The organism is Rothia sp. HMSC061D12, assembly GCF_001836735.1.
Taxonomy (GTDB): domain Bacteria; phylum Actinomycetota; class Actinomycetes; order Actinomycetales; family Micrococcaceae; genus Rothia.
Genome location: NZ_KV830305.1, coordinates 329136 through 351740, shown reverse-complemented (window position 1 = coordinate 351740; position 22605 = coordinate 329136). Strand labels below are relative to the sequence as shown.

General features: G+C 61.0%; 14 protein-coding genes and 1 riboswitch. Of the genes, 7 read left to right on the top strand and 7 right to left on the bottom strand.

Features of this window, described 5'->3' with window-relative positions:
• Positions 1-199: 199 nt before the first annotated feature.
• The 4 genes from HMPREF2682_RS01345 to HMPREF2682_RS01330 all read left to right on the top strand — a co-directional run bounded on the left by HMPREF2682_RS01345 (position 200) and on the right by HMPREF2682_RS01330 (position 5502).
• Positions 200-2617 (top strand): nitric-oxide reductase large subunit, encoded by a 2418-nt coding sequence (locus tag HMPREF2682_RS01345; RefSeq protein ID WP_070616315.1) that lies wholly within the window; start codon positions 200-202, stop codon positions 2615-2617.
• 2 nt (positions 2618-2619) lie between these two features.
• Complete coding sequence (locus HMPREF2682_RS01340) at positions 2620-3462, top strand: transposase (RefSeq protein WP_005509140.1); 843 nt, start codon at positions 2620-2622, stop codon at positions 3460-3462.
• A gap of 291 nt (positions 3463-3753) precedes the next feature.
• A complete protein-coding gene (locus tag HMPREF2682_RS01335; protein ID WP_005509141.1) occupies positions 3754-4527 on the top strand; it encodes a slipin family protein in 774 nt (257 codons plus the stop codon).
• 201 nt (positions 4528-4728) lie between these two features.
• The gene (locus HMPREF2682_RS01330) at positions 4729-5502 is read left to right on the top strand and encodes a YoaK family protein (RefSeq protein ID WP_070830709.1); all 774 of its coding nucleotides are present in this window, start codon (positions 4729-4731) and stop codon (positions 5500-5502) included.
• Between the two features lie 469 nt (positions 5503-5971).
• On the opposite strand, the gene HMPREF2682_RS01325 is transcribed toward HMPREF2682_RS01330, so the two are convergent.
• The 3 genes from HMPREF2682_RS01325 to HMPREF2682_RS01315 all read right to left on the bottom strand — a co-directional run bounded on the left by HMPREF2682_RS01325 (position 5972) and on the right by HMPREF2682_RS01315 (position 11800).
• Positions 5972-7714, bottom strand: coding sequence for a bifunctional hydroxymethylpyrimidine kinase/phosphomethylpyrimidine kinase (locus tag HMPREF2682_RS01325; RefSeq protein WP_083321743.1), 1743 nt, complete (start codon positions 7712-7714; stop codon positions 5972-5974).
• Positions 7703-7888, bottom strand: a riboswitch (TPP riboswitch). (Overlaps the previous gene by 12 nt.)
• A 266-nt stretch (positions 7889-8154) precedes the next feature.
• Positions 8155-9903: an ABC transporter ATP-binding protein gene (locus tag HMPREF2682_RS01320; RefSeq protein WP_070830707.1), complete on the bottom strand. Its 1749-nt coding sequence runs from the start codon at positions 9901-9903 to the stop codon at positions 8155-8157.
• Between the two features lies 1 nt (position 9904).
• Positions 9905-11800 (bottom strand): ABC transporter transmembrane domain-containing protein, encoded by a 1896-nt coding sequence (locus HMPREF2682_RS01315; RefSeq protein ID WP_070830705.1) that lies wholly within the window; start codon positions 11798-11800, stop codon positions 9905-9907.
• A gap of 395 nt (positions 11801-12195) precedes the next feature.
• On the opposite strand from HMPREF2682_RS01315, the gene HMPREF2682_RS01310 reads away from it, so the two are divergent.
• Both HMPREF2682_RS01310 and HMPREF2682_RS01305 read left to right on the top strand, forming a co-directional pair.
• Entirely contained in the window at positions 12196-14796 is a 2601-nt protein-coding gene (locus tag HMPREF2682_RS01310; protein WP_070830703.1) for a DEAD/DEAH box helicase, read from the top strand.
• A gap of 93 nt (positions 14797-14889) precedes the next feature.
• Positions 14890-16341, top strand: a complete 1452-nt coding sequence (locus HMPREF2682_RS01305) for an alpha/beta fold hydrolase (protein WP_070830701.1) — start codon at positions 14890-14892, stop codon at positions 16339-16341.
• Positions 16342-16456: 115 nt separating this feature from the next.
• Here the strand turns inward: HMPREF2682_RS01305 and HMPREF2682_RS01300 are convergent, their stop codons facing one another.
• Both HMPREF2682_RS01300 and HMPREF2682_RS01295 read right to left on the bottom strand, forming a co-directional pair.
• Entirely contained in the window at positions 16457-17662 is a 1206-nt protein-coding gene (locus HMPREF2682_RS01300) for a TerC family protein (protein ID WP_070830699.1), read from the bottom strand.
• A 308-nt stretch (positions 17663-17970) separates the two neighbouring features.
• Positions 17971-18573: an NAD(P)-dependent oxidoreductase gene (locus HMPREF2682_RS01295; RefSeq protein ID WP_070830697.1), complete on the bottom strand. Its 603-nt coding sequence runs from the start codon at positions 18571-18573 to the stop codon at positions 17971-17973.
• 199 nt (positions 18574-18772) lie between these two features.
• Here HMPREF2682_RS01295 and HMPREF2682_RS01290 point away from each other — a divergent pair, with 199 nt between their 5' ends.
• Positions 18773-19216 carry a winged helix-turn-helix transcriptional regulator gene (locus tag HMPREF2682_RS01290; protein WP_070830695.1) on the top strand — a complete coding sequence of 148 codons (444 nt, stop codon included), beginning with the start codon at positions 18773-18775 and terminating at the stop codon, positions 19214-19216.
• Positions 19217-19317: 101 nt separating this feature from the next.
• Here HMPREF2682_RS01290 and HMPREF2682_RS01285 read toward each other — a convergent pair whose 3' ends face one another.
• Together HMPREF2682_RS01285 and uvrB are read right to left on the bottom strand one after the other, a co-directional pair.
• Positions 19318-20097 (bottom strand): ornithinee aminotransferase, encoded by a 780-nt coding sequence (locus HMPREF2682_RS01285; RefSeq protein ID WP_246827230.1) that lies wholly within the window; start codon positions 20095-20097, stop codon positions 19318-19320.
• Positions 20098-20263: 166 nt separating this feature from the next.
• Positions 20264-22432, bottom strand: a complete 2169-nt coding sequence (gene uvrB / locus HMPREF2682_RS01280; protein WP_070830693.1) for an excinuclease ABC subunit UvrB — start codon at positions 22430-22432, stop codon at positions 20264-20266.
• Positions 22433-22605: the final 173 nt, after the last annotated feature.

Sequence of the window (22605 nt, the reverse complement as noted above, 5' to 3'; positions counted from 1 at the left end):
TCAAATAGCCGTGTCACATTATGACGCTACGTCAGCAAAGTTTTATAAATACGCATTTAATATGCAAAAATGAAACAAGGGTGGGCTGTCGCACCTCCCTCAAGGACGATTCACCCTGAACATAGTGAGCCGCCCCTCCAGCGGATGTGCGTCGGAACCACTCCACCTAAAAATTCCACGCACACTGGAGACATACACTATGGCTACAAAACCCGTCTCGCGTGCGGAGGCAGCAAAGATTGCCCGCCGCTCAGACACGGTCGGTGCCTATGCCGGAAAAGGCTGGGTACAGGCTGTTGCGTTTGTGATGCTCCTGGGCTTCACCATCATGGCAGTCCTTGCAATGCGCACCTACGCACTCTCCATGCCGCTACCCGACAAAATTGTCGGCAATGACGGCAAAACCATCGCAACCCAAGAACAGATCCTGCACGGTCAGGAACTCTTCCAGGGACGCGGTCTGCAGCAGTACGGCTCCGTCCTGGGCCACGGTGCCTACCTCGGCCCCGACTACACTGCAGAATACCTGCGCCTGACCACCGATGCTGCCGTCAAGGAGTACCGTGAGCAGGGCAAGCAGGACCCCCGCGAGCTCGTGAAGAACGAGTGGCGCAAGGAGAACAAGTACGACGAGCAGACTAAGACCATCACCTGGTCCGCTGGTGAGACCAAGGGCTACCAGCTCATGCTCAAGCACTACCGCGAAACCCTGATGAAGGGTGACACCTCGCAGGGCCTGTTCCCCGACGCCATTAAGAACGACGAAGAACTGCACGACCTCGTCGCATTCTTCGGCTGGACCGCATGGGCATCGGCGGCTGACCGCCCCGACCAGCCCTACTCCTACACCAACAACTGGCCCTCCGAACCCAACGTGGACAACAAGCCCACCGCGGATCTGATGGTCTGGTCGGCACTCTCCCTGATTGCCCTCATTGGTGGTACCGGTCTGATGTTCGCCATCTACGGCCGCTGGTCCCGCGCAATCGGCTGGCACGCGGAAGAGGCACCCGTCCTCGACTTCCGCCAGCCCGACGAAGTTCGCCTGACCCCCTCGCAGAAGGCAGCCTGCCTGCTCTTCGCAACGATCCTGGTGCTGTTCCTGCTGCAGGCTCTGGTGGGTGCGCTCACCGAGCACTACCGTGAAGAACTCACCGGATTCTTCGGTATCGACATGGGCCAGTTGCTGCCCTACACGGTATCCCGAACCTGGCACCTTCAGCTCTCCCTCTTCTGGACCGCAGGCGCGTTCCTGGCGGGCGGTATCTTCATCGCCCCGCTGATTACCCGCCGCGAACCCAAGAAGCAGGGCCTGCTCACCTACGTTCTCATCGGCGCCGTGGTCTTCGTGGTCCTCGGCTCGCTGCTGAACGAATGGTTCTCTCAGAAGGGCCTCATCCCCAAGGAACTCACCGGCTTCTTCTCGCAGCAGTGGGAGTTCCTGGACCTGCCGCGATTCTTCCAGATCCTGCTCACCGCGGGTATGTTCATCTGGATCGTCATCGTCTGGCGTACCCTCTCCTCCCGTCTGAAGGGCTCGAAGAAGACCTCCCTGCCGTGGCTGTTCCTCTTCTCCGGCCTCGCCATCCCCATGTTCTACGCAGTTGGCCTGCTCGCAGGTCAGCGTACCCACGTGACCGTCGCCGAGTTCTGGCGATTCTGGGTGGTTCACCTCTGGGTGGAGGACTTCCTCGAACTGTTCACCACCGTGATGGTGGCGTACATCTTCGTGCTGCTCGGCGTGGTCCGCGAGCGCATCGCAATCGCCATCATCATGATGGACGCCGTGCTCTACTCCGTCGGTGGTGTGATCGGTACTCTGCACCACACCTACTTCGTCGGTACCCCCTCCGAGCAGATGGCATTCGGTGCGTTCTTCTCCGCAGCTGAGGTTATCCCGCTGACCTTCCTGACCGTTGAGGCATGGGGCTTCATGCAGCTGGGTGCTCGCCAGTACTCCAACCGCACCAAGCCTTTCCCGCACCGTTGGGCTGTTATGTTCCTGATTGCTGTGGGCTTCTGGAACTTCCTCGGCGCAGGTGTGTTCGGCTTCCTGATTAACCTGCCGATCGTGTCCTACTTCGAGATTGGTACGGCACTGACCGCAAACCACGCACACGCATCCATGATGGGTGTGTACGGTATGCTCGCGATCGCGTTCGCGGTGTTTGGTCTGCGCTACCTGATCCCTGAGGACAAGTGGCCTGAGAAGGGTCTGAAGTTCTCCTTCTGGACCCTGAACATTGGTCTGCTGTGGATGTCCTTCATCTCGCTGCTGCCGCTGGGTATTGCTCAGCTGTACAAGTCCGTGGGTGAAGGCTACTACGAGGCTCGTTCCTTCGCGTTCATCCACGACGGCGCTTCCGCCGTGATGGGTTGGATGCGCATGCCCGGTGACGTCATCTTCCTGGTCGGCATTATCCCGCTGATTAAGCTGGCTCTGCTGGGTATCAAGGAGATCTTCTCCAAGAACGCTAAGGAAACCGTCCTGGAGCTGCCCGAACCGCCGCTGTACGAGGTGGTTGAGGACGCTCGCATCGCAGAGTTCGCCGGCGCTAAGGCTGCCGAGGAGCTGCCCGAGCAGACCAGCCCCTACCGTAGCGATCGTCGAGGCTAACCATGCCTGAGCAGATTGCTGGAGTTTCTTTCCTCGTGTGGCTGGCCTGCGTGTACGCGCTCGGCCTGGTCGCCGTGGGTTGGGGCTTCGATATTCTCGCCAAGCGCACCAGCCAGCGCATGGTGGCAGCGCGAACCTTCGGGTTCACCTACCACCAAGAGAGCGACGCGTGGCTCTGCCCCGAAGACCAGTGGCTGTGGGCGACCGCATTCGACTCGGATAACCGAGTGATGCGTTACCGCGCCAAGCCCAGCGTGTGCAACACCTGCCCGATTAAGGACAGCTGCACCGTCTCGGCGAACGGCCGCGAGCTCACCCGCGAAGTGGACGAATGGCCCTACTCCGAGTCGGGTCGTTTCCACCGCGGGCTGGCGGTTGCTGTCTCGCTGCTGGGTGTGGTCATCCTGATTGGTGCCGCCATCGTCTGGCACTCCCCGCTGGAGCTTCTGGTGGAGGGTGCCGCCGCGGTGGTCTGCCTGTCGCTGACCTACCCGCTGGCTGTGAAGCTCATGCGTTCCCCCGCGAACTTCGAGAACGATCCGAAGCATATTCACGCATCCACCGCTGACGAATCGGTGAACGTGAAGATGGACCGTTTCGCGGCAAAGTGGGGTGGCGTGTCGAATGAGCGTAAGCGCCGTACCGAGCAGACCCGCAAGCAGATGATTGCGGATGCAACCCTGCCGGTTCGTACCTCTGCCCTCGACCCGGACCGCCCCGCATGGAGCGGTACCGGCACCTCGGTTAAGCGACTGCACAAGACCACGAACGAGGTCCTGCAGGAGCAGAACCTGGCTGAGGTTGAGGCTGCTGAAAAGCTGGCAGAGCAGATGGCGAAGAAGTAGCGCTGCACAAGTTTTTCCGTTCCGGCGGCTGACCGGTCGATTGGTCCCGTCTGTTAGCTTCGGCGGCCACCCTGCATGGAATTCTCTTTTATTCCTCTTTTGAGTTTTCCTTGCGGGGTGCCGCTAAAGCACCGACCGCCGCGAGGTGCGCCGGGACGGAAAATTCCCCTCCCTAAACTCCCCCCCCCACACACAGCCCGGTAACCGGGCACCCCCTACTACCTGCACCGTACGAGGCGCGGGCAGGTGGGCACACATACCGTCCTCCCCCAATATTTGTGAAGGAAAACCATGGATCCCGTCACTTTGGCAACTATCCTCATCCCAGTTGCCGTCATTGTTCTTTTTATTCTGATTCGTATGTTCCGCGTCATCCCCGAATACGAGCGTGGCGTCTCTTTCCGCTTCGGTCACCTGCGTTCGGAGCTGAAGCCCGGCCTGAACGTCGTCTTCCCCCTCGTTGACTCCCTGCAGCGCGTTGATATGCGTGTTATCACCCTGACCATTCCCCCGCAGGAAGTCATCACCAAGGACAACGTTCCCGCCCGCGTGAACGCCGTGGTCCTCTTCCGCGTGACCAACGCCAAGAATGCCGTGCTTGAGGTTGAGAACTACCCGATTGCCACCAGCCAGATTGCACAGACCACCCTGCGTTCCCTGCTCGGTCGTGTTGACCTGGACACCCTGCTCGCACACCGCGAGGACCTGAACGAGGACCTGCGTTCCATCATCGGTTCGCGCACCGAGCCGTGGGGTATTCAGGTGGAGCTCGTCGAAATTAAGGACGTTGAGATTCCCGAGGCTATGCAGCGTGCCATGGCTCGCGAGGCTGAGGCTGAGCGTGAGCGCCGCGCAAAGATCATTTCGGCACGCGGTGAGCTGGAGGCCTCGAGCGAGCTGAAGGAAGCATCCGACATTCTGAGCCAGTCCCCCGCCTCCCTGCAGCTGCGTTACCTGCAGACCCTGCTGGAGCTGGGCGCCGACCAGAACTCGACCGTGGTCTTCCCGCTGCCCATGGACGTCATCGGCCCCCTCGTGGGTGCGCTCAAGGGCGAGAGCAAGTAGGCTACTCCTCCTAAGCTAAAAACCGAATAGTACGTAGGCCCCGAGCAGATAGCTGCTCGGGGCCTACGCTTTAACGGCGGCCGGCCCGCGGGGCTCCTCCCCTGTTCTCTATACCGCCGCCCCCCCATGCCGTAGCATGGAACTGGAAGGCCCCGCCGGCTGGGTCTTCAGAACCTACTACCGACAGATGAGGGCGGTCGCATGCTTCACCACCTCCGCGAGACTCTTGGACGTATTCCCGCGCCTCGCCGCTACGGGCGCATCATGGCGCTACTCCTCGCTTCCCTGGGCGGCGCGGTAGACGTCTTCTCGCACATGCGCTACGAGGCCCTCGTCGCCACACAGACCGGTAACTTTATTCTGCTCATCGCCGATCTGCACCGTGACGCACCGCATGTGGTGCACCTGCGCTGGCTCTCCGTTATTCTTTTCAGCTTCGGGTATCTGGCAGGGCATTTCATTCATGATCTACTCGGTCAACGTGCCCGGATGAGACACTGGCGCATCGGCACACTCCTGCCGTTCCTTCTGGTCTGCTTCGCGGTACCCTTCATGGATAGAACTCTGAGCAATAGCTTTCAGGTGGGCGCGCTGGCGTTCACCGTCGGTCTGATGATTCACGCCCTCGCGGATACACGCATTGGCGAAAACCCCTTTTCGCTCTTCATGACCAGCGGCAACTGGCGCAAAATGCTCAGTGCCTGGTACACCGCCGGTTCGCTGTACCTCACGCGGAAAACCCCCGACGGAGACACAAAAAATGAGGCGAAGGCACAGCGCCGTACGGCTCTGCTCAAAGCCATTGATTACTCTCTCGTAGTCGCCTCTTTCATAGCTGGCGTGATTCTCATGGCGCTTGTCACCCGATGGTTTGGCGTATTTTCCATCTGGTTGGCGGCGCTGATCGCGGGCGCTGCGTTCTGCTTCGGCTACCAGGCGGAAAAGAAAGAGGTTCGTGAGAACCAGGGCGCATAAGATTCACCCAATCTGCGGCTATAGACGAGGGCAGAGCAGAAAACAGAACAGCAAAATATCCCGTGCAGATGAGAGTATCTGCACGGGATATTTCTATGCGGGATTTACACGCCACACGCTTTCAAACGAAGCCCCGAAAACTGGGAAGGAAGGCGTTTGGCCCGCCGCGGGGGTTGGATGAGGTGGTTGCGACGGGCCAAACTGGTCGGTTACACGCCGTAGAGGTGCGGGCGCGGCAGGTACATCAGCCAGTTGGGTGAGGGCCGGAATCCTGCCGCAAACGGTTTTCACCGACGCCTTAAGCATAACCGGCACAACACCCGAACCGGCGGCAGTTTGAGTGAAGCATCAATCACCCATCTCGCGCCATGCCGGGGCGGTATTCGGCCCAAAAATCGGCGCCTAAACCACCGGTGAACCGAACCCCGCGCGAGCCCTAACCTCAACTCCTCAACGGAGCGCAAGTTAGCTAGCGCAGTGCCCGGTGAGCCTGGTCGAAGAACTCACGCTCATACACGCACGCCGACAGGTACGCCCGCGCTGCGCGGACACGCTGAGCCGGTGAAGCCGCCTCAAACGCACGCTCCACCTCCTCGAGGCTACGCGCCACATCCGCGGCAAACTCCTCGCCACCGTACAGGCTCAACCACTCCGCGTACGGGTGGTCCGCGTGGTTCTGCGAGGAGAGCACGGCGCCCACCTCTTCGTACAGCCAGTAGCAGGGCAAGATAGCGGCTGCGCCGACCACGTAATCATCACCGGCGGCGGAGGCGCGCAGGAAATTCGTGTACCCCATCGTAACGGGCGAAGGCCCACCCAGGCGTGCGCGGTTCGCCAACCAGCCCTCGTGCAGCTGCGATTCGGCGGCAATCGCCTCGTGCGCGCCAGCCGCCCAGTGCACCTGCGCCTCAGCGGTGTCGGCACGCGCCGAAAGGGTCGCGAGCGCACGCGAATAGTCGCGCAGGTAGAGGGCGTCCTGGTCCAGGTAGAAGGAGAACAGGTCCTCGTCGAGGGTGCCGTCGCCGAGGGCACGCACGAAGGGCAAGTCCAGAATCTGGCGCCAGGTTTCGCCTCCCGCAGCCCAGAGCGCGGCGGTCCAGGGGCCGGCGGGCTTTACGACGGCTTCACCGGCGGATACGGGGCTGACCGGCAGCAGTCGCTCCGGGCTGGTGCCATCAAGAGCGTTGCCCTCAGAGTCGGTAGTGGCGAGCAGGTGATGCCACGGGTAGGCGGAGGCTGCAGCCTCCAGACGGCGGGCACGGGCGGCGTGATCCACCGGGCCGTGACCCTCACCGGAACCGACCTGCAAACCGGCACCTGCGGCAATGGACTCGTGGAGCCAGCGGGTGCTCCACTGCAGGGCACGGTGGGTATCGTCGCTGGTCAGAGTGTTCTTCTGGTCTGCGGCAGGCTCTGCGGCCTCCGCGTGCTGCAGTAGCTCCACGCCCAGGCGGGTTGCCAGCGAGGAGGACAGGGAGCATCCGGTGCCGTGCGTATTGCGGCTGTCCAGACGCGGGGTGCGCACGTGCGCGCAGGTGCCGTCCGGGAAGACCGCGGTGTTACCGGCGTCCTGACCGCACAGGTGGCCGCCCTTCACAATGACGGTGGTTCCGGTCGCCGCCGCGAGGTTCGCCGCCTGCTCGTGCGCCTCATCAAAGGTCTGAGCGGGTTCCTTCTCGCAGAGCACAGCGAGCTCCGGAATGTTCGGGGTAATCACATCCACGAGCGGCACGAGGTCGCGTAGCGCCTGCTCCGCTTCCGCCTGTAGCAGACGGTCACCGCTGGATGCAATCATGACCGGGTCGAGTACGACCACGGGCACGGGGTGTTCGCTCAGCCAGGTGCGGACGGTGCGGATCGTGTCCGCGTCGCCGAGCATACCGATTTTCACGGCGTCCACCGTGACGTCATCAAAAACGGCGGCAAGCTGCGCGGTCAAAAACTCCAGGGGCGGGGTGAACACTTCACGGACCCCGCAGGTGTTCTGGGCGACCAGTGAGGTGGTCACGCACATGCCGTAACCGCCGGATGCCGTAATGGATTTAAGATCCGCCTGAATACCCGCACCGCCGGAGGGGTCGGTTCCCGCAATCGAGAGGACCCTCGGCACGCGAGCTGTCTGGGGTGCCCGGGGGTTTCCGGGAGCGCTCGCGCCGGGTACAGGGTTGGTGGTGGGTGCGCACGCGGGCGCGGTAGGCTGCTCTGCCATCATCGATAATCCCTTCGCTAGTTCGAACTAGAGCAGGTTCAATGGGTGATTCTCTCAGCCTTGAGTGTTGTGTTCTTACGCCGTTTCGTGCGTCCGCTGTGCCGTAGCCCTTCGTTGGGCGGTCAGTTGGGCGGGTTAGCGGGTCGCAGTCGTCTCAAGGCACCCCATATCGCTCTGCCAGGTTATCACAATGATTCTTAGTAACTGAAAGTTTTGCGGGTGACCAGTGAATCTCTCCGAAATTTTCGTTTGTCGGCGCCCTTCACAACGGTGCTCTTCACAACGCGTCCCATCCACACATCATCCCAGCACCAATCACTCCCCCAAGCCACCGCCCCAAAGCACCCGTTAAACGAGTAGTGCCCGGCACCGCTTCACACGGTACCGGGCACTATCAGCCGGGCATATCGCCGGACATATCAACCGGGCTTAGGCTAGAGGGTTTAGGTCAGGGCGAAAATCTCTGCCGGTGAACCCTCCGCAATGATCCTACCCTCGTGTAGCAGGACCGCACGGTCAGCCAGCGAGGCGATACGCGCATCGTGCGAAATGATCAGCACCGCACGGTTCGCCAGCACGGCGCTCAGGGACTCGGTTGCGTCCGCGAGCTCCAGCTGGGTGGTGGACTCGTCCAGAATCACGGCGTGCGGGTCAGCAAGCACAATACGTGCCAGCGCCAGCTGCTGAATCTGGTCGCGGGTCAGCGGCGAATCCGCGCCGCTCACGACAGTATCCATGCCCTGCGGCAGGTCGCGCCACCAGCGGGCACCGATAGCGTCCAGTGCCTCGCCCATCTGCTCGACGGTTGCATCCGGCACGACCACCGTAAAGTTATCGGCGAGGGTGCCGAAGAAGACATGCGCTTCCTGGGTGCAGACCAGCAGGCGCGGGCGGCCGTCGGCGGCGGCATCGGTCGGGAAGTCGCCGTGACCAACCGGGCGACCCATCACGGTGATGGTGCCCTCCAGGGCGGTCAGCGAACCGCCAATCAGACGAGCCAGGGTGGTCTTACCCGAACCGGAACGACCCACCAGGGCAAGTGCCTCACCGCGGCGAATCTTCAGGTTGATACCTTCCAGAACGAGGGCGTCCGGCGAGTAGCCGTAGGAGACGTCGGTGCAGTCAATGGCGTACTCCGGGTTCTTCACGGCTTCATCAGATACGGCGGCGAACGCTTCGGCACGGTGCTGTGCACGCGCCTCACGCTGCTTCTTCGCCAGGGAGACCACACCGAACACACGACCCATGTTCACCAGCATGATGCGCAGGCTGCTGACGTGGTGGTTCAGCATGTCGGCGAGGATTCGCAGGCTGAAAACCATGACCGAGGCGGTCGCCACGGCGCCCCAGCTTGCCCAGCCGAGAGCCACGCAGGCGGCGCCCCAGAGCATACACAGAATCGTGGGGATCCAGGCGTTGATAGCATCCACGGTGAAGTACAGCTGGCGGATGCGCACCATGCCCAGCTGCGCAGCGAACTGGCGCTTGTTCTCACCGGCGAAGGCGTCTTCGCGGGCGGTATGAACGCCCAGCTCACGGATCGTGGAGGTGCCGCGAATGTTCTCGGTCAGCACGCTGTTGAGGTCGCTCACGCGCTCCTGGGTGGTCTGGTTGCGTGCCGCCATGAGCGGCAGCATCTTCGACATGATGAGGGCAAGACCGGCAATCATGGGTAGCATAATCAGGCCCATAGCCGGGCTCACAACCGCTAGCGAGATGGTGGAGATCAGGAAGTACAGCAGCACGTAAATCGCGCCGAGCAGGTCCTCACTGACGGACTTGGCTGCCGAGGACAGGTCGTCGGTCACGCGGGTGAGCAGGTCGCCGCTGCCGGCTTCTTCCACGGTGCGTGCGTCCAGGTCGAGGGTGCCGTCGAGGGTGTCCTGGTTGGCGTCACGGGTGACGAGCGCACCCAGTCGCGCCGCGCTGTACGAGGAGACCATGAGGGTTATTGCCTGCACGATGAACGCCGCCAGGATAATCAGAATCGGCTGCCACGGGTAGCTGGAGAACTTGCCCGCCACCACGTCGTCCACGGTGGCACCAATCTGCAGGGGCACCACCGCACCCATGAGGGTACTGACCATGTAGATGACGAAGGTGTAGAGGGCTCGCCCCTTATGCGCCGCGAGGTAGTTCCACATGCGGCGTGCCACGTAGGCGGGGGTTTCGATGGGGAGCTGCTTTGCCATGCTAGTTCACCTCCTGATTCTGAGTGGTTTCAGACTGAGTGGTTTCCGGGTAGCCGTCGCGTTCCATGCGGCGGGTCGTCTCCGCGGTTGTGGAGACAACGTAGACCTGCTCCAAATCCTGTAGCAGGCCGGGGTAGCCGACGGGCAGGCGGTCGCTACCGATCTGGGTTTCCATCGCATCGTAGATGTAGCGCTGGCTGGGTTCGTCCACGGAGTTCAGCGGCTCGGTCAGGATGAGCACCTGCGCGTCCTGTGCGAGTGCGCGGGCGAGCGCCAGACGCTGACGCTGACCACCGGAGAGGTTCGCGCCTTCGCTGGTGATGCGGGCGGCGAAGTAGTCTTCGGGGTTGCGTCCGCCCAGTCGGTAGGCGATTTCGCGGGAGTCGGTAATCTTCAGCAGTTCCTCATCCTTCGCCTGTGCCAGCTCCTCGTCGGGGTTCGGCACGGTGCCCAAGCGCAGGTGCTCCTGCAGGGTTCCCGCGAAAATCATGGGGTTGGGTTCGCTCAGCAGCACGCGGCGACCGGTTGCGTCCTTGAGGTCCTCTCCCCCGCGTCGCAGGGTGCGGGCAAGCGCCTCGGCGTAGTCTTGCGCGGTGAGGTTGTAGTCGCGCGGGTTGACGTACACGATGCGCGGGTTGCTTGCACCGGCGGGGGCGACGGGTACGGGCACCTCGAGGGTGCTCGCCTCGACTGCCTGTTCGGCGTGTGCCAGCTGCGCCATTTCCTCGTCGGTGCGCGGGCTCTTCAGCACGCCCTGGCGTACGCCCGCGTGACCTTCGAGGCGGGCGACCTTGGCGAGCGCAATCTTGGCGTATCGCCATGCGGTGAGGAAGTTCTGGGTAATCCAGATGGGGCCGCCCATCATCGCGATAATGGAGGCGACGGTCACCAGGGACGCGGCAGGCGTGTCGGATACCCAGCGGCCGTTTTCGACGTGGCCGGTGAGAGCGAAGCCGATGCCGAGCAGGGTCACGGCACCGCCGAGCAGCGCGCGGATGAGGTACATCCAGCGGTGCGTCTTTTCGTAGCGCATGTAGCTGTCGAAAACTTCGTCGGTGCCGCGATGGTAGCGTTCACGCATCTGCTCTTCGGCACCGAGGCCGGCAATGGTGCGCAGGCCGGTGGCGATATCGGAGGCGCGTGAGGAGGCTTCACCGTCCTTTTCGCGGTATTCGCCAATCTTCGATTCGAGGAAGGACGAGTACCAGGCAATCACGCCGACCACGATGAGCGTACCGATGAGGGTGACGACCGCGGTGACGGGGTTGATGAGCCAGAGCTGCACGGCACCGAGGGTCGCGATGATCATGGCGTTGACGAATAGCGGCAGTGAGAAGTAGACGTCCGTAATGCGGCGTACGTCTTTGTTCATGACGGTGACCGCTTCGCCGGAGTCTACGCCAGCGCGGGTGCGCCCCATGAGCCGGTTGATGTAGATGCGCCAGTCGCGGCCAAGTTCCGCGCTGAGGGTCATGGAGGTGCCCCAGCCGAAGAACTCGTTGATCACGATGAAGGTGATGGCTGCGACGACTACCCAGAACATGGGCCAGGCGTCGGGGGCTTTGCCGGCGATGTGCTGGTTGATGAATTGACCCACCATGACGGGGATAAGAATCGCACCGGTACCCGCGGTGGTTTCACCCAGGACGGGGATTGCCCAGCGGTGCCAGGGGTATTTGTATCCGGGTGCGGTGACGCGCAGGGCGAGGCGCTTTTTGAGGGCTTCCTCTTCTGCCTTGCGCTGTTCGCTACCGGTTACTTCCTGTGCAGCTTTTTTCTGCGCAGTTTTCTTCTGAGCGGCTTTTTCCTGCGTGGTTTTGTTATGCATGGATTCTTCATGCGTAGCTTCTTCACGCGCGGCGTTTTCTTGTGCCTTGTCAGCGTTGTATTCAGTCATTCAACGTCTCTCCTTTCTCTTACCCTATTCCTTTATCAATGTGGCACGCAACACTAAGAGTGTATTAGGTGGAGCGTGTCGTTATTTTATGCAACGTATTTTGGGGCGTGTATCGACCGCACAGTATGAGCCGGCATCAATTGGCGGACTTGAACCTAGGCGGTAATTTATACGGCATGGAGCCCTACGGTGTGGGGCTCTGCAGCGTGGAGCCTGTACCTTCGACCTTCTGAGCGCAGGATTATGCATCGCTGCACCTAAAGCGCTTTGTTCTACCCTACCTGAACTTTAGGTTTTCCTGCGTTAGAGCACGCAACTTCGCGCCCATGCCGAGTTGTTCCCTCGTAACGATAACGCCCCCGCGCCCGCGTTATTCCCGATAGACTGGAATCCTCATGAGTATTTTGAATTTTCTTTCTCCCGGGCTGGGCGAGAACCCCGGCGACTACAATCGACGCGATTTTAAGAGCAACCCCCTCACCGCCGAAGAAATCTATGAATCCTTCACCGAGTGGATTTCGACCCGCGGCATGACCCTGTACCCCGCCCAGGACGAGGCCGTTCTGAGCATTGCCGCCGGACATAACGTGGTGCTGGCAACCCCGACCGGTTCGGGTAAGTCCACTGTGGCTGTTGCCGCGCATTTTACGGGCCTGGCGACCGGTCAGCGCTCCTACTACACCGCCCCCATTAAGGCGCTGGTATCTGAGAAGTTCTTCGACCTGATCAATATTTTTGGTGCCGAGAACGTGGGCATGATTACCGGCGACTCCGCCATTAATACGGAGGCGCCCATTATCTGTTGCACTGCGGAAATTCTCGCCAATATTGCCCTGCGCGAGGGTAAGGATGCGGACCTGTGCCAGGTCATCATGGACGAGTTCCACTTCTACTCCGACCCGCAGCGCGGCTGGGCGTGGCAGCTTCCCCTGTTGGAGCTTCCGCAGGCGCAGTTCCTGCTGATGAGCGCGACCCTGGGCGATACAACTCGCTTCCAGGAGGAGATGACGGCGCTGACCGGTCGTGAGAGTGACCTGGTGGCGCATTCTGAGCGTCCCATTCCGCTGCATTTCTACTACTCCACCACCCCGGTTCAGGAGACGGTGCAGGAGCTCGTGCAGACCAAGCAGACTCCGGTCTACATTGTGCACTTCTCGCAGAAGGCGGCGCTGGAGCAGGCGAACGCGCTGCTGTCGGTGGCTATTGCTTCGAAGGAAGATAAGGAACGCATCTCCGAGCTGATTGCTAAGTTCCGTTTCGGTCCGGGCTTCGGTAAGGCATTGAATAAGCTGGTGCGTGCCGGCATCGGTATTCACCACGCGGGCATGCTGCCCAAGTACCGCCGCCTGGTCGAGCAGCTGGCTCAGGAGGGTCTGCTCAAGGTGATTTGCGGTACCGACACCCTGGGTGTGGGTATTAACGTGCCCATCCGTACCGTGCTGATTACGGCGCTGTCGAAGTTTGACGGTGCCCGTAGCCGCCGTCTGCGTGCCCGCGAGTTCCACCAGATCGCTGGACGCGCAGGCCGCGCCGGTTTTGATACCGCTGGCACCGTGGTGGTTCAGGCACCCGAGCACGATATTGAGAACGCGCGCCTGCTGGCGAAGGCACAGGCGAAGTTCGGTGACGACACCAAGCGCATTAACCAGTCGCTGTCCTCCAAGCGTAAGAAGGCGCCGGAAGGCTTCGTTGGCTGGTCTGAGAAGACCTTCGACCAGCTGGTAGAAGCCGCCCCGGAGCCGCTGACCTCCTCCTTCGACATCACCCATTCGATGTTGCTGAACCTGATGCACCGCCCGGAGAACCCGGTCATTGCCGCGTACCGCATCATTCAGGAGAACCACGAGAGCCCCGCGCGCCGCCGCGAGCTGCTGCACAAGGCAATCGGCATCTACAAGGAGCTACTGACCGGCGGTGTGATTGAGCGAACCAACACCCCGGACGAGCACGGCTCCTACCTGCGCCTGACCGAGGATCTACAGGATAACTTTGCCCTGAACCAGCCGCTGTCCGCTTTTGCGGTCGCCGCACTGGAACTGCTCGACCCCGAATCCCCCAGCTACGCACTGGACGCGCTCTCCCTCATTGAGGCGACCCTGGATTCGCCGAACCAGGTGCTGTACGCACAGGAACGCAAGGCGAAGAACGAACTGTCGGCACAGCTGAAGGCGGACGGTGTGGACTACACCGAACGCATGAACGAGCTCGACAAGGTCACCTACCCGCAGCCCCTGGCGGAGCTCATCGATCAGGCGTACACGACCTACAAGCAGTCCGCGCCGTGGGTGGCTCGTTTTGAGCCGCGCCCCAAGTCGATCGTGCGTGACATGTACGAACGCGCGATGGGCTTCAACGACTTCGTGCAGTACTACTCGCTCGAACGTGCCGAGGGCGTGCTCCTGCGCTACCTCTCTGACGCGTACAAGGCGCTGCGCCACACCATCCCCGATTCTGCCGTGACCGACGAGCTCGACGACATTATCGAGTGGCTCGGCGAGCTGGTGCGCCAGACCGACTCCTCCCTGGTGGACGAGTGGGAGAAGCTGGCTGCCGGCGAAGACACCGCGACCATTGCAGCCGAGCACGCCTCCATCGAGGAGGAAGAGCCTCCCGCCGTGACGAAGAACCTGCGCGCCTTCCGCGTGATGGTGCGCAACGCCCTCTTCCGCCGTGTGGAGCTCTTCGCTGACGAGCGCGACCGCGCCCTGGGCGCCCTCGACGAGTGGTGCGGCTGGGATGCCGACCGCTGGGCGGACGCCATGGACGACTACTTCGACGCCTACGACGACATCTACACGGACGCCGACGCGCGCTCGCCTCGCCTGGTCAGCATGGATGAGGACACCGCCGCGCATCCTGGCGTGTGGAAGGTTCAGCAGAGCTTCGCCGACCCCGAAGACAACTTCGACTTCGGTATTCGTGCCGAGGTTGATTTGGCGGCATCCGATGAGGCGGGTTACCCGGTGCTGAAGATTCTGAGCGTGGGCGAGTTCTAAGGCTCCGCCAGAGGCTCTGATTGAGACTCCGCCCGAGGCTCTGCCACGATGTTGCCCATAGTGGGCTAGAATACAGAGTATCTATCTATTTGAATGAAAGAAGGTTCACCGTTGACCGTTTCTTCGCTTCCCAAGGTTGAGTACCGCAAGGGTTCGGTCGTCAAGCACGACGGCTACGAGATTACCGACCACTGGTTCCAGGTTCCCCTGACCCACGGTCTGATTTTCTCCAAGGGCAAGGATGCCGCTCTCTCCTCCCGTTTCGCAGACCAGACCATCACCGTGTTCGCCCGCGAGGTTGTGAGCACCAACGAAACTCTGACCGTTTCGGCTGATAAGCGTCCTTACATTGTGTACCTGCAGGGCGGCCCCGGTTTCGGTTCGCCGAAGACCGGCTCCATTGGCGGCTGGATTGCTGAGCTGGCGAAGACTCACCGCGTGGTTCTTCTGGATCAGCGCGGTACCGGCATGTCTTCCCCGCTGTCTGCCCGCAACATCACCGCTGTGGGTGACGCGCAGGTTCAGGCTGAGTACACTGAGCTGTTCCGTGCGGACTCCATCATCGCTGACGCGGAGGCTGTCCGCGAGGTGCTGCTGGCTGACCGTGCCGACAAGCGCTGGTCCACCATTGGTCAGTCCTTCGGTGGCTTCCTGACCCTGTCCTACCTGTCGTTCGCACCGCAGTCGCTGCGTGACTGCCGCATCACCGCGGGCCTGGCGCCGATTCGTACCTCCGTGGACAACGTCTACCAGCACACCTTCGACCGCATGAAGGAACGTAACGAGGAGTACTACAGCTGGTTCCCCGAGGACGCTGAGCTCGCTACCCGCATCGCTGAGCACCTGCGCACCCACAAGGAGTACCTGCCCACCGGTGAGCGTCTGACCGATCACCGCTTCCAGATGGCTGGTCACTTCCTGGGTGGCCGCTGGCGCGAGCGCGGTCTGCACTACTTCCTGGAGACCGCTTTCGCTGAGGGTAACGACCACCTGTCCGATCAGTTCCTGACCGCTATGGGTGCCGAGGTGACCTTCCAGGCGAACCCGCTGTACGCCCTGATGCACGAGACCATTTACGCTGACGGCCCCGCCGACGGCGTTCTGCCCGGCATCCCCGGCTACGAGCTGTCCCCCTCCCCCGCGCCGACCAACTGGTCTGCTGCTCGCGTGGCGGCCTCCCGCCCCGAGTTCGCACCGGATGCGGATCGCCTGCTCTTCACCGGCGAGCACATCTTCCCCTGGTACTACGAGGAGGATCCCTCGCTGCGTCCGCTGGCTGAGGTTGCAAACCTGCTGGCTGAGAAGAAGGACTGGGGTCGCCTGTACGACCACGCACAGCTGCACAAGAACGAGGTTCCCGTGGTGGCTGCGGCGTACAACCCGGACGTGTACGTGGACTTTGAGCACTCCATGGAGACCGCTCGCTGGGTCGGTAACACCCACGTGTGGACTTCGAAGACCCACCACCACGACGGTTTCGGTTCTGACTCGCTGACCATTCTGGGTCACCTGAAGAACATGCTGGCTGAGGTTCACAACCAGTAATTCTTCTGAAATATCTCTGATATAGCTAAAGCCCCTCACTCCGGTTGATCCGGTGTGAGGGGCTTTAGTGTTAGCGTTTAGCCTGGTGAGGCTGCACGCTCAGTAGCTCAAACTACTACTTCGAGGAGGAAGCGTGCGCATCCTGTGCGGTGCGGGCACGCATCACGAGGGCGTGGTATTCGTCTTCCTTCTCGATCAGCTCGTCACGCAGCTTGGCGGGAATGGCGTTGAGCTTCTCGGTTTCCTTCTGCCAGCGGGCGGTGATGTCCGCACGCTCGGCAGCGGGTGCATCCTCGGGCAGTGCCAGGTACTTCTCGGAGAGCGCCTGCACGCGCTGAATGGTCTGCAGCGCGCGGCCCTTGGGGCTGAGCAGCGAGGCGAGCACGGTAATAATCAGGACACTCACGATGACCAGCAGAGACATTTCGGTGGTAATCTCCACAACGTGTACGGACTCGCCGTGGTTAATGAACGGCAGGTTGTTCTCGTGCATCGCGTGCAGGATGAGCTTCACACCAATGAACGCGAGGATGGTCGCCAGGCCGTAGGACAGGTAGACGAGGCGGTCCAGCAGACCGTCAATCAGGAAGTACAGCTGGCGTAGACCCATGAGGGAGAACGCGGTCGCGGTGAACACGATGTAGACGGACTGGGTGAGGCCGAAGATCGCGGGAATCGAGTCGAGCGCAAAGAGCAGGTCGGAGCCCGCGATTGCGACCATGACGAGCATCATGGGGGTCATGACGCGCTTGCCGTTTTCGAGGGTGAAGAGCTTGTCGCCGTCGAAGTGGTCGCTGGTCTTCAGGTACTTCTTGGCGAGGCGAACCATGATGTTGTCGGCTTCGTCGTCACCGTCGCCTTCGGTGAGTTCGTCCTTGAGCAGGTTACCTGCGGTCATGAGCAGGACCAGGCCGAAGATGTAGAACACCCAGGCGAAGGAGTTGATGATCGCTGCGCCGGCGAAGATGAAGGTGCCGCGCGCCAGGATTGCGAAGACGATACCGAAGAGCAGGACCTTCTGCTGATTCTCACGGGCAACACGGAAGGTGCCCATAATGATCATGAAGACGAAGAGGTTATCGACCGAGAGTGCTTCTTCGGTGATGTAGCCTGCGTAGAATTCGGTGGCGGCGGTCGGGCCGTTCGTCACGAAAATGTACAGACCAAACAGCAACGCGATGCCGATGTAAATACTCGACCAAATGGCCGCTTCCTTAACGGTGGGTTCGTGCGCCTTACGGACGTGGAACACGAAGTCGAAGGCCAACAGACCCGCGATGATGAGAATAGTAACCAACCATTGCAACCCGGTAACTTCCATGGGGAGCCTTTCTTGTGGTGTGCGTACAGGACCACAAGTCTCTCCCGCCGACCTGAATGGAGGTCGGCTCGATTCACCGGTTAGACGCCTTCGGCTAACGTGCTGACGATGAGTCGATTGGTGGGATACTCCCTTGCTCGGTGAACGATTATACAGCAGGTTGAGGTTTTCGCACAGGAGCCCCTCCCGGAGGGTTCTCAAGAGCAGCAGGCGCGCAAACGCCGCATCCGGCGGGGTTAATCCGTCGGATGCGGCGTTCCGGGTAATGAAGATGCACTGGCTAGTTGGCACAGACTAGTTGGCACTGATTAGTTAGCGACAGTGAAGCGGCGGCCCGCGTGCTTGGGCTCTTCCGCCTCGTCAATCAGGGCGACGGCGAAGTCCTCGGCGCTAATGGAAGCACCTGCGGGGGTGTCCAGTGCGGTGTTGTACGTGCGGGTGCGCTCGCCCGGTGCGATTTCGAACGCCGGGGAGAGCATGGTCCAGTTCAGGCCCTCGGATGCGCGGTACTCGTCGAGAATCTGGGAGAATGCCTGCGCCTCGGGCTTGTACTCTTCCGGGAAACCTTCACCGTCAACGAAACGGTTGCCGTTGCCGTCCTCGAGGGAGCCGGCGCCACCGACGACCAGCAGACGACCGGTAGGTGCCGCCGCGATCAGTGCGCGGTGCGCGTCGATGACCGGCTGCGCGGAGGTGCCGCGGCCTGCCGAGACGGCGACGATGGTGACGTCGTGGTTGTTGACGACATCGACCAGTGCCGCGGTGTCTGCCAGGTCGATGCTGTGGGCGGTAGCGCCTTCGGGTGCCTTGCCGGAGCGGGTGTAGGCGTCGACCCGATGGCCGCGGGAGATTGCTTCTGCTGCGGTGCGTGCGCCGACCATGCCGGTTGCGCCGATGATTGCGATGTTCATGAGGGGTTCCTTTCGGAGTGGTTTCTGCTGTTTTTCTTGCGGTGTTCCGCTTGATGGTTTTATAGTATCTATTAGAAACTGGGTACCTCAAGGTAACTATTAGGGTCTTCGAAAAAATATTTAAAAATATTTTTCGCCCCCCTCACCACCCCCATAAAACAGCAAAACAGCCCCTCAACGGACAGAGAAGACAGCAGCTATGACCACCACGCTCACCTCCCCCGCACGCGAAACCGCAGAAACCACCCGCACCCCGCAGGACGACCTACCCGCCAATATTCTCGCCAGCGTCTGTCCCTCCCGCACCGTCATGCGCCACCTCACCGACCGGTGGACCCCGTTCATTGTTGCGGCACTCTCCGAGCAGCCCATCGCCCGCTTCGGTGAGCTCAAGGCAATGATTCAGGGCGTCTCCCCCAAGGTCCTCACCCAGACCCTGCGCTCCATGGAACGCGACGGCCTGGTGGAGCGCCGGGTCACCGCATCCATCCCGCCGCGCGTGGACTACGAACTGACCGCACTCGGTACGACCCTCATTGAGCCGATGACCGCCCTGCGCCACTGGGCACAGGACAATATGCACGCGGTACTCGAAGCCCGCGAGCGCTACGACGCCGCCGAACTAGAGAACAGCGAGCTATAGCGCAGCGTGCCGCTCCTAGCCCACATAAAAGTAGCCCTCCCGGTGAGTACTTATGAGTACATACCGGGAGGGCTACTTCTTTATTCAGTTAAGACAGCTGTTTAGGAAACCATGTTGAAGGTCGGCGGGGTAAACGCAATCGCGTTCACCTGCTTGCTCGTATCCAGCTTGCCGTTCTCACGAATCGTCGGCACGGTAATGACCACCTCGAACTGGTACATGCCTTCCATGAGCTTATCGCCGCGCAGGGCAAAACGCGCAGAGATGCCGGTCGCCCGGTCATTCACACTCGACGCAAACGGAATAACCTGACCCTGAACGGTCTGAGTCTTACCGTTACGGGTCATGACGGTTGCCACGCCGGTCGGGTCAGTCGTGAAAACCTGACGGTCAATGATTTTACCCTCGGGCGAGAAGAGGTAAATGTCCATGGACGGGTGCAGGTGCGTGGTGCCGGTCGTCGCCTCCAGCGCAGAGACGTTGTAGGTCATCACGAACTCGCCACAGTTCAGGTTCAGATCGCCCTCGGTGCCGTGAGTCGCCTCGTACACGGACATGAGGCGAATCGTCGCGGGGTTCGGGGAGGTCGCATTCTCCATGGACCACCACGCCTGACCGGTCTCCGGTGCAGTTACCGGCTTGTTCTTGGTGCGCGACTGCAGGGCGCCGCTGGCGGGGTTGGTAATCATCCAGCCGCCGACCTGGGTGAAGTCCGGGCCCTTGACAGCCTTGCAGTCATCAGCCGAAGCAGCGAATGCGGGCACCGCAGTGGATGCGGCAATAGCAGGCACAGCCCAAAGCGCGCCGCGGGTAAGGTTGCGGCGGGTAACGGAACGAGCTCCCGTAGTGTGTGCGTCTGAAGAGTTATTTGAAATAGTCACAGATTTTTCTTTATTACTCGGAAGCATCGAGGTGTTATTTGACATGTAAAACACCTTGATAGTCTACAGCATCTATCTGCACCCGGTGGAACTTCACGAGCAATGAGTTACCTCATGGCGAAAAACCCAAGTCGAACCCCTAAACGCCGGGCTTAGAACACCGGGTTTAGGCGTGACCCGCCTCCTTCATCAGGCGCAGCTCCTTCTTCAAATCAGCAAGCTCATCACGCAGACGCGCCGCCAACTCAAACTGCAGGTTCTCCGCCGCCACACGCATCTGCTCGTTCATCTGCTCAATCAAATCCAGCAGATCCTCGGCGGGTGCCGCAGCCAGGCCGTCAGCACGAACACGCGCCTCCGCACGGGCGAGAAGCTCCTCCGACTCCGGGGTGCTCGTGGCAATCTTCGACGAGGTCGCAGAACCGGTCTTCGCACCCGCGCTCACCGTGCGGGCGCCCTTCTTACCGCTCTTACGCAACTGCAGAAGCTCGCGGGTATCCTCTTCCTCGCGGGCGAGAACATCCGTAATATCGGCAATCTTCTTACGCAGCGGCTGCGGGTCAATGCCGTGCGCACGGTTGTACGCCTGCTGAATCTCGCGGCGGCGGTTCGTCTCATCAATCGCCACGCGCATAGAATCCGTAATCTTATCGGCGTACATGTGCACCTGACCGGACACGTTACGCGCCGCACGACCAATCGTCTGAATCAGCGAAGTGGTCGAACGCAGGAAGCCTTCCTTATCGGCATCCAGAATCGCAACCAGGGACACCTCGGGCAGATCCAGGCCCTCACGCAGCAGGTTAATACCAACCAGCACATCAAAGGTGCCCAGGCGCAGCTCACGCAAAAGCTCCACACGGCGCAGGGTATCAACGTCAGAGTGCAGGTACTGCACCTTCACACCGTGCTGCAACAGGTACTCGGTCAGATCCTCCGCCATGCGCTTGGTGAGGGTCGTGACCAGCACACGCTCATCACGCTCAACGCGCACGCGAATCTCCTCAAGCAAATCATCAATCTGACCCTTGGTCGGCTTGACCACAATCTCCGGGTCAATCAGGCCGGTCGGGCGAATAATCTGCTCCACATAACCATCAGCCTGCGATAGCTCATACTTACCGGGGGTCGCTGAAAGGTAAATCGTCTGACCGATACGCTCCAGGAACTCCTCCCACTTCAGCGGGCGGTTATCCATCGCCGACGGCAGACGGAAACCGTGCTCCACGAGGGTGCGCTTACGGGACATATCGCCCTCGTACATGGCACCGATCTGCGGGACCGTCACGTGCGACTCATCAATAATCAGCAGGAAATCATCCGGGAAATAATCCAGCAGACAGTTCGGGGCGCTACCGGGGGCACGACCATCAATATGGCGCGAGTAGTTCTCGATGCCATTGCAGAAGCCCATCTGCTCCATCATTTCCAGGTCGTAAGTGGTGCGCATACGCAGGCGCTGCGCCTCCAGCAGCTTGCCCTGGGATTCAAGGGTCTGCAGGCGCTCGCGCAGCTCATCCTCGATGGAGGTAATAGCCTTCGCCATGCGCTCGGCGCCGGCGACGTAGTGGCTTGCGGGGAAGACGTACATTTCTTCTTCCTCGCGAATCACCTCGCCGGTCAGCGGGTGCAGGGTGTAAATCGCCTCAATCTCATCACCGAAGAACTCGATGCGAATCGCGTTCTCCTCGTACATGGGGATGATCTCGACGGTATCGCCGCGCACACGGAACGTGCCGCGGTGAAAGTCCATGTCGTTACGCGCGTACTGCATCGCCACAAACTGGCGCAGCAACTCGTCGCGGTCAATCTCCTCACCGCGACGCAGAGTCACCATCTGCTCAATGTACTCTTCGGGCGTGCCCAGACCGTAAATGCAGGACACGGTCGCAACCACCACCACGTCACGGCGAGTCAGCAGGGAGTTCGTCGCCGAGTGGCGCAGACGCTCCACCTCCTCGTTGATGGAGGAGTCCTTCTCAATGAAGGTATCGGTCTGCGGCACGTACGCCTCAGGCTGGTAGTAGTCGTAGTACGAGACGAAGTACTCCACCGCGTTATTCGGCAGCAGCTCACGCAGCTCATTCGCCAGCTGCGCCGCCAGAGTCTTGTTCTGCACGAGCACCAGAGTCGGACGCTGCACCGCCTCAATCAGCCAGGCTGCGGTCGCGGACTTACCGGTACCGGTAGCGCCCATCAGCACAATGTCCTTCTCACCGTTCTGCACACGCTCGGTGAGCTCGGCGATAGCCTTCGGCTGGTCACCGGCAGGCTGGAAGGGGCTGACTACCTCAAAGGGGGCAACAACACGGTTAATCTGGGGTGCGTAACTCATGTATCCATCCTAGGGGAAAGCCGCCCAATGCGCCCCAGGATTGGTCACCCTTTTCTACTGGCGCAATATAATCACGCGCAATAGTCCAGACACGACAGGTAACAAGCCATCACCATGAAAGTGCCCAAGTTCATAAAAGAGGGGGCGCAAAAGATAAGGGGCTTTCGACTGGC

Coding starts and splice junctions, on each gene's coding strand:
- HMPREF2682_RS01345 (WP_070616315.1), top strand. CDS start 200: ATGGCTACAAAACCCGTCTCGCGTGCGGAGGCAGCAAAGATTGCCCGC.
- HMPREF2682_RS01340 (WP_005509140.1), top strand. CDS start 2,620: ATGCCTGAGCAGATTGCTGGAGTTTCTTTCCTCGTGTGGCTGGCCTGC.
- HMPREF2682_RS01335 (WP_005509141.1), top strand. CDS start 3,754: ATGGATCCCGTCACTTTGGCAACTATCCTCATCCCAGTTGCCGTCATT.
- HMPREF2682_RS01330 (WP_070830709.1), top strand. CDS start 4,729: ATGCTTCACCACCTCCGCGAGACTCTTGGACGTATTCCCGCGCCTCGC.
- HMPREF2682_RS01325 (WP_083321743.1), bottom strand. CDS start 7,714: ATGATGGCAGAGCAGCCTACCGCGCCCGCGTGCGCACCCACCACCAAC.
- HMPREF2682_RS01320 (WP_070830707.1), bottom strand. CDS start 9,903: ATGGCAAAGCAGCTCCCCATCGAAACCCCCGCCTACGTGGCACGCCGC.
- HMPREF2682_RS01315 (WP_070830705.1), bottom strand. CDS start 11,800: ATGACTGAATACAACGCTGACAAGGCACAAGAAAACGCCGCGCGTGAA.
- HMPREF2682_RS01310 (WP_070830703.1), top strand. CDS start 12,196: ATGAGTATTTTGAATTTTCTTTCTCCCGGGCTGGGCGAGAACCCCGGC.
- HMPREF2682_RS01305 (WP_070830701.1), top strand. CDS start 14,890: ATGAAAGAAGGTTCACCGTTGACCGTTTCTTCGCTTCCCAAGGTTGAG.
- HMPREF2682_RS01300 (WP_070830699.1), bottom strand. CDS start 17,662: ATGGAAGTTACCGGGTTGCAATGGTTGGTTACTATTCTCATCATCGCG.
- HMPREF2682_RS01295 (WP_070830697.1), bottom strand. CDS start 18,573: ATGAACATCGCAATCATCGGCGCAACCGGCATGGTCGGCGCACGCACC.
- HMPREF2682_RS01290 (WP_070830695.1), top strand. CDS start 18,773: ATGACCACCACGCTCACCTCCCCCGCACGCGAAACCGCAGAAACCACC.
- uvrB (WP_070830693.1), bottom strand. CDS start 22,432: ATGAGTTACGCACCCCAGATTAACCGTGTTGTTGCCCCCTTTGAGGTA.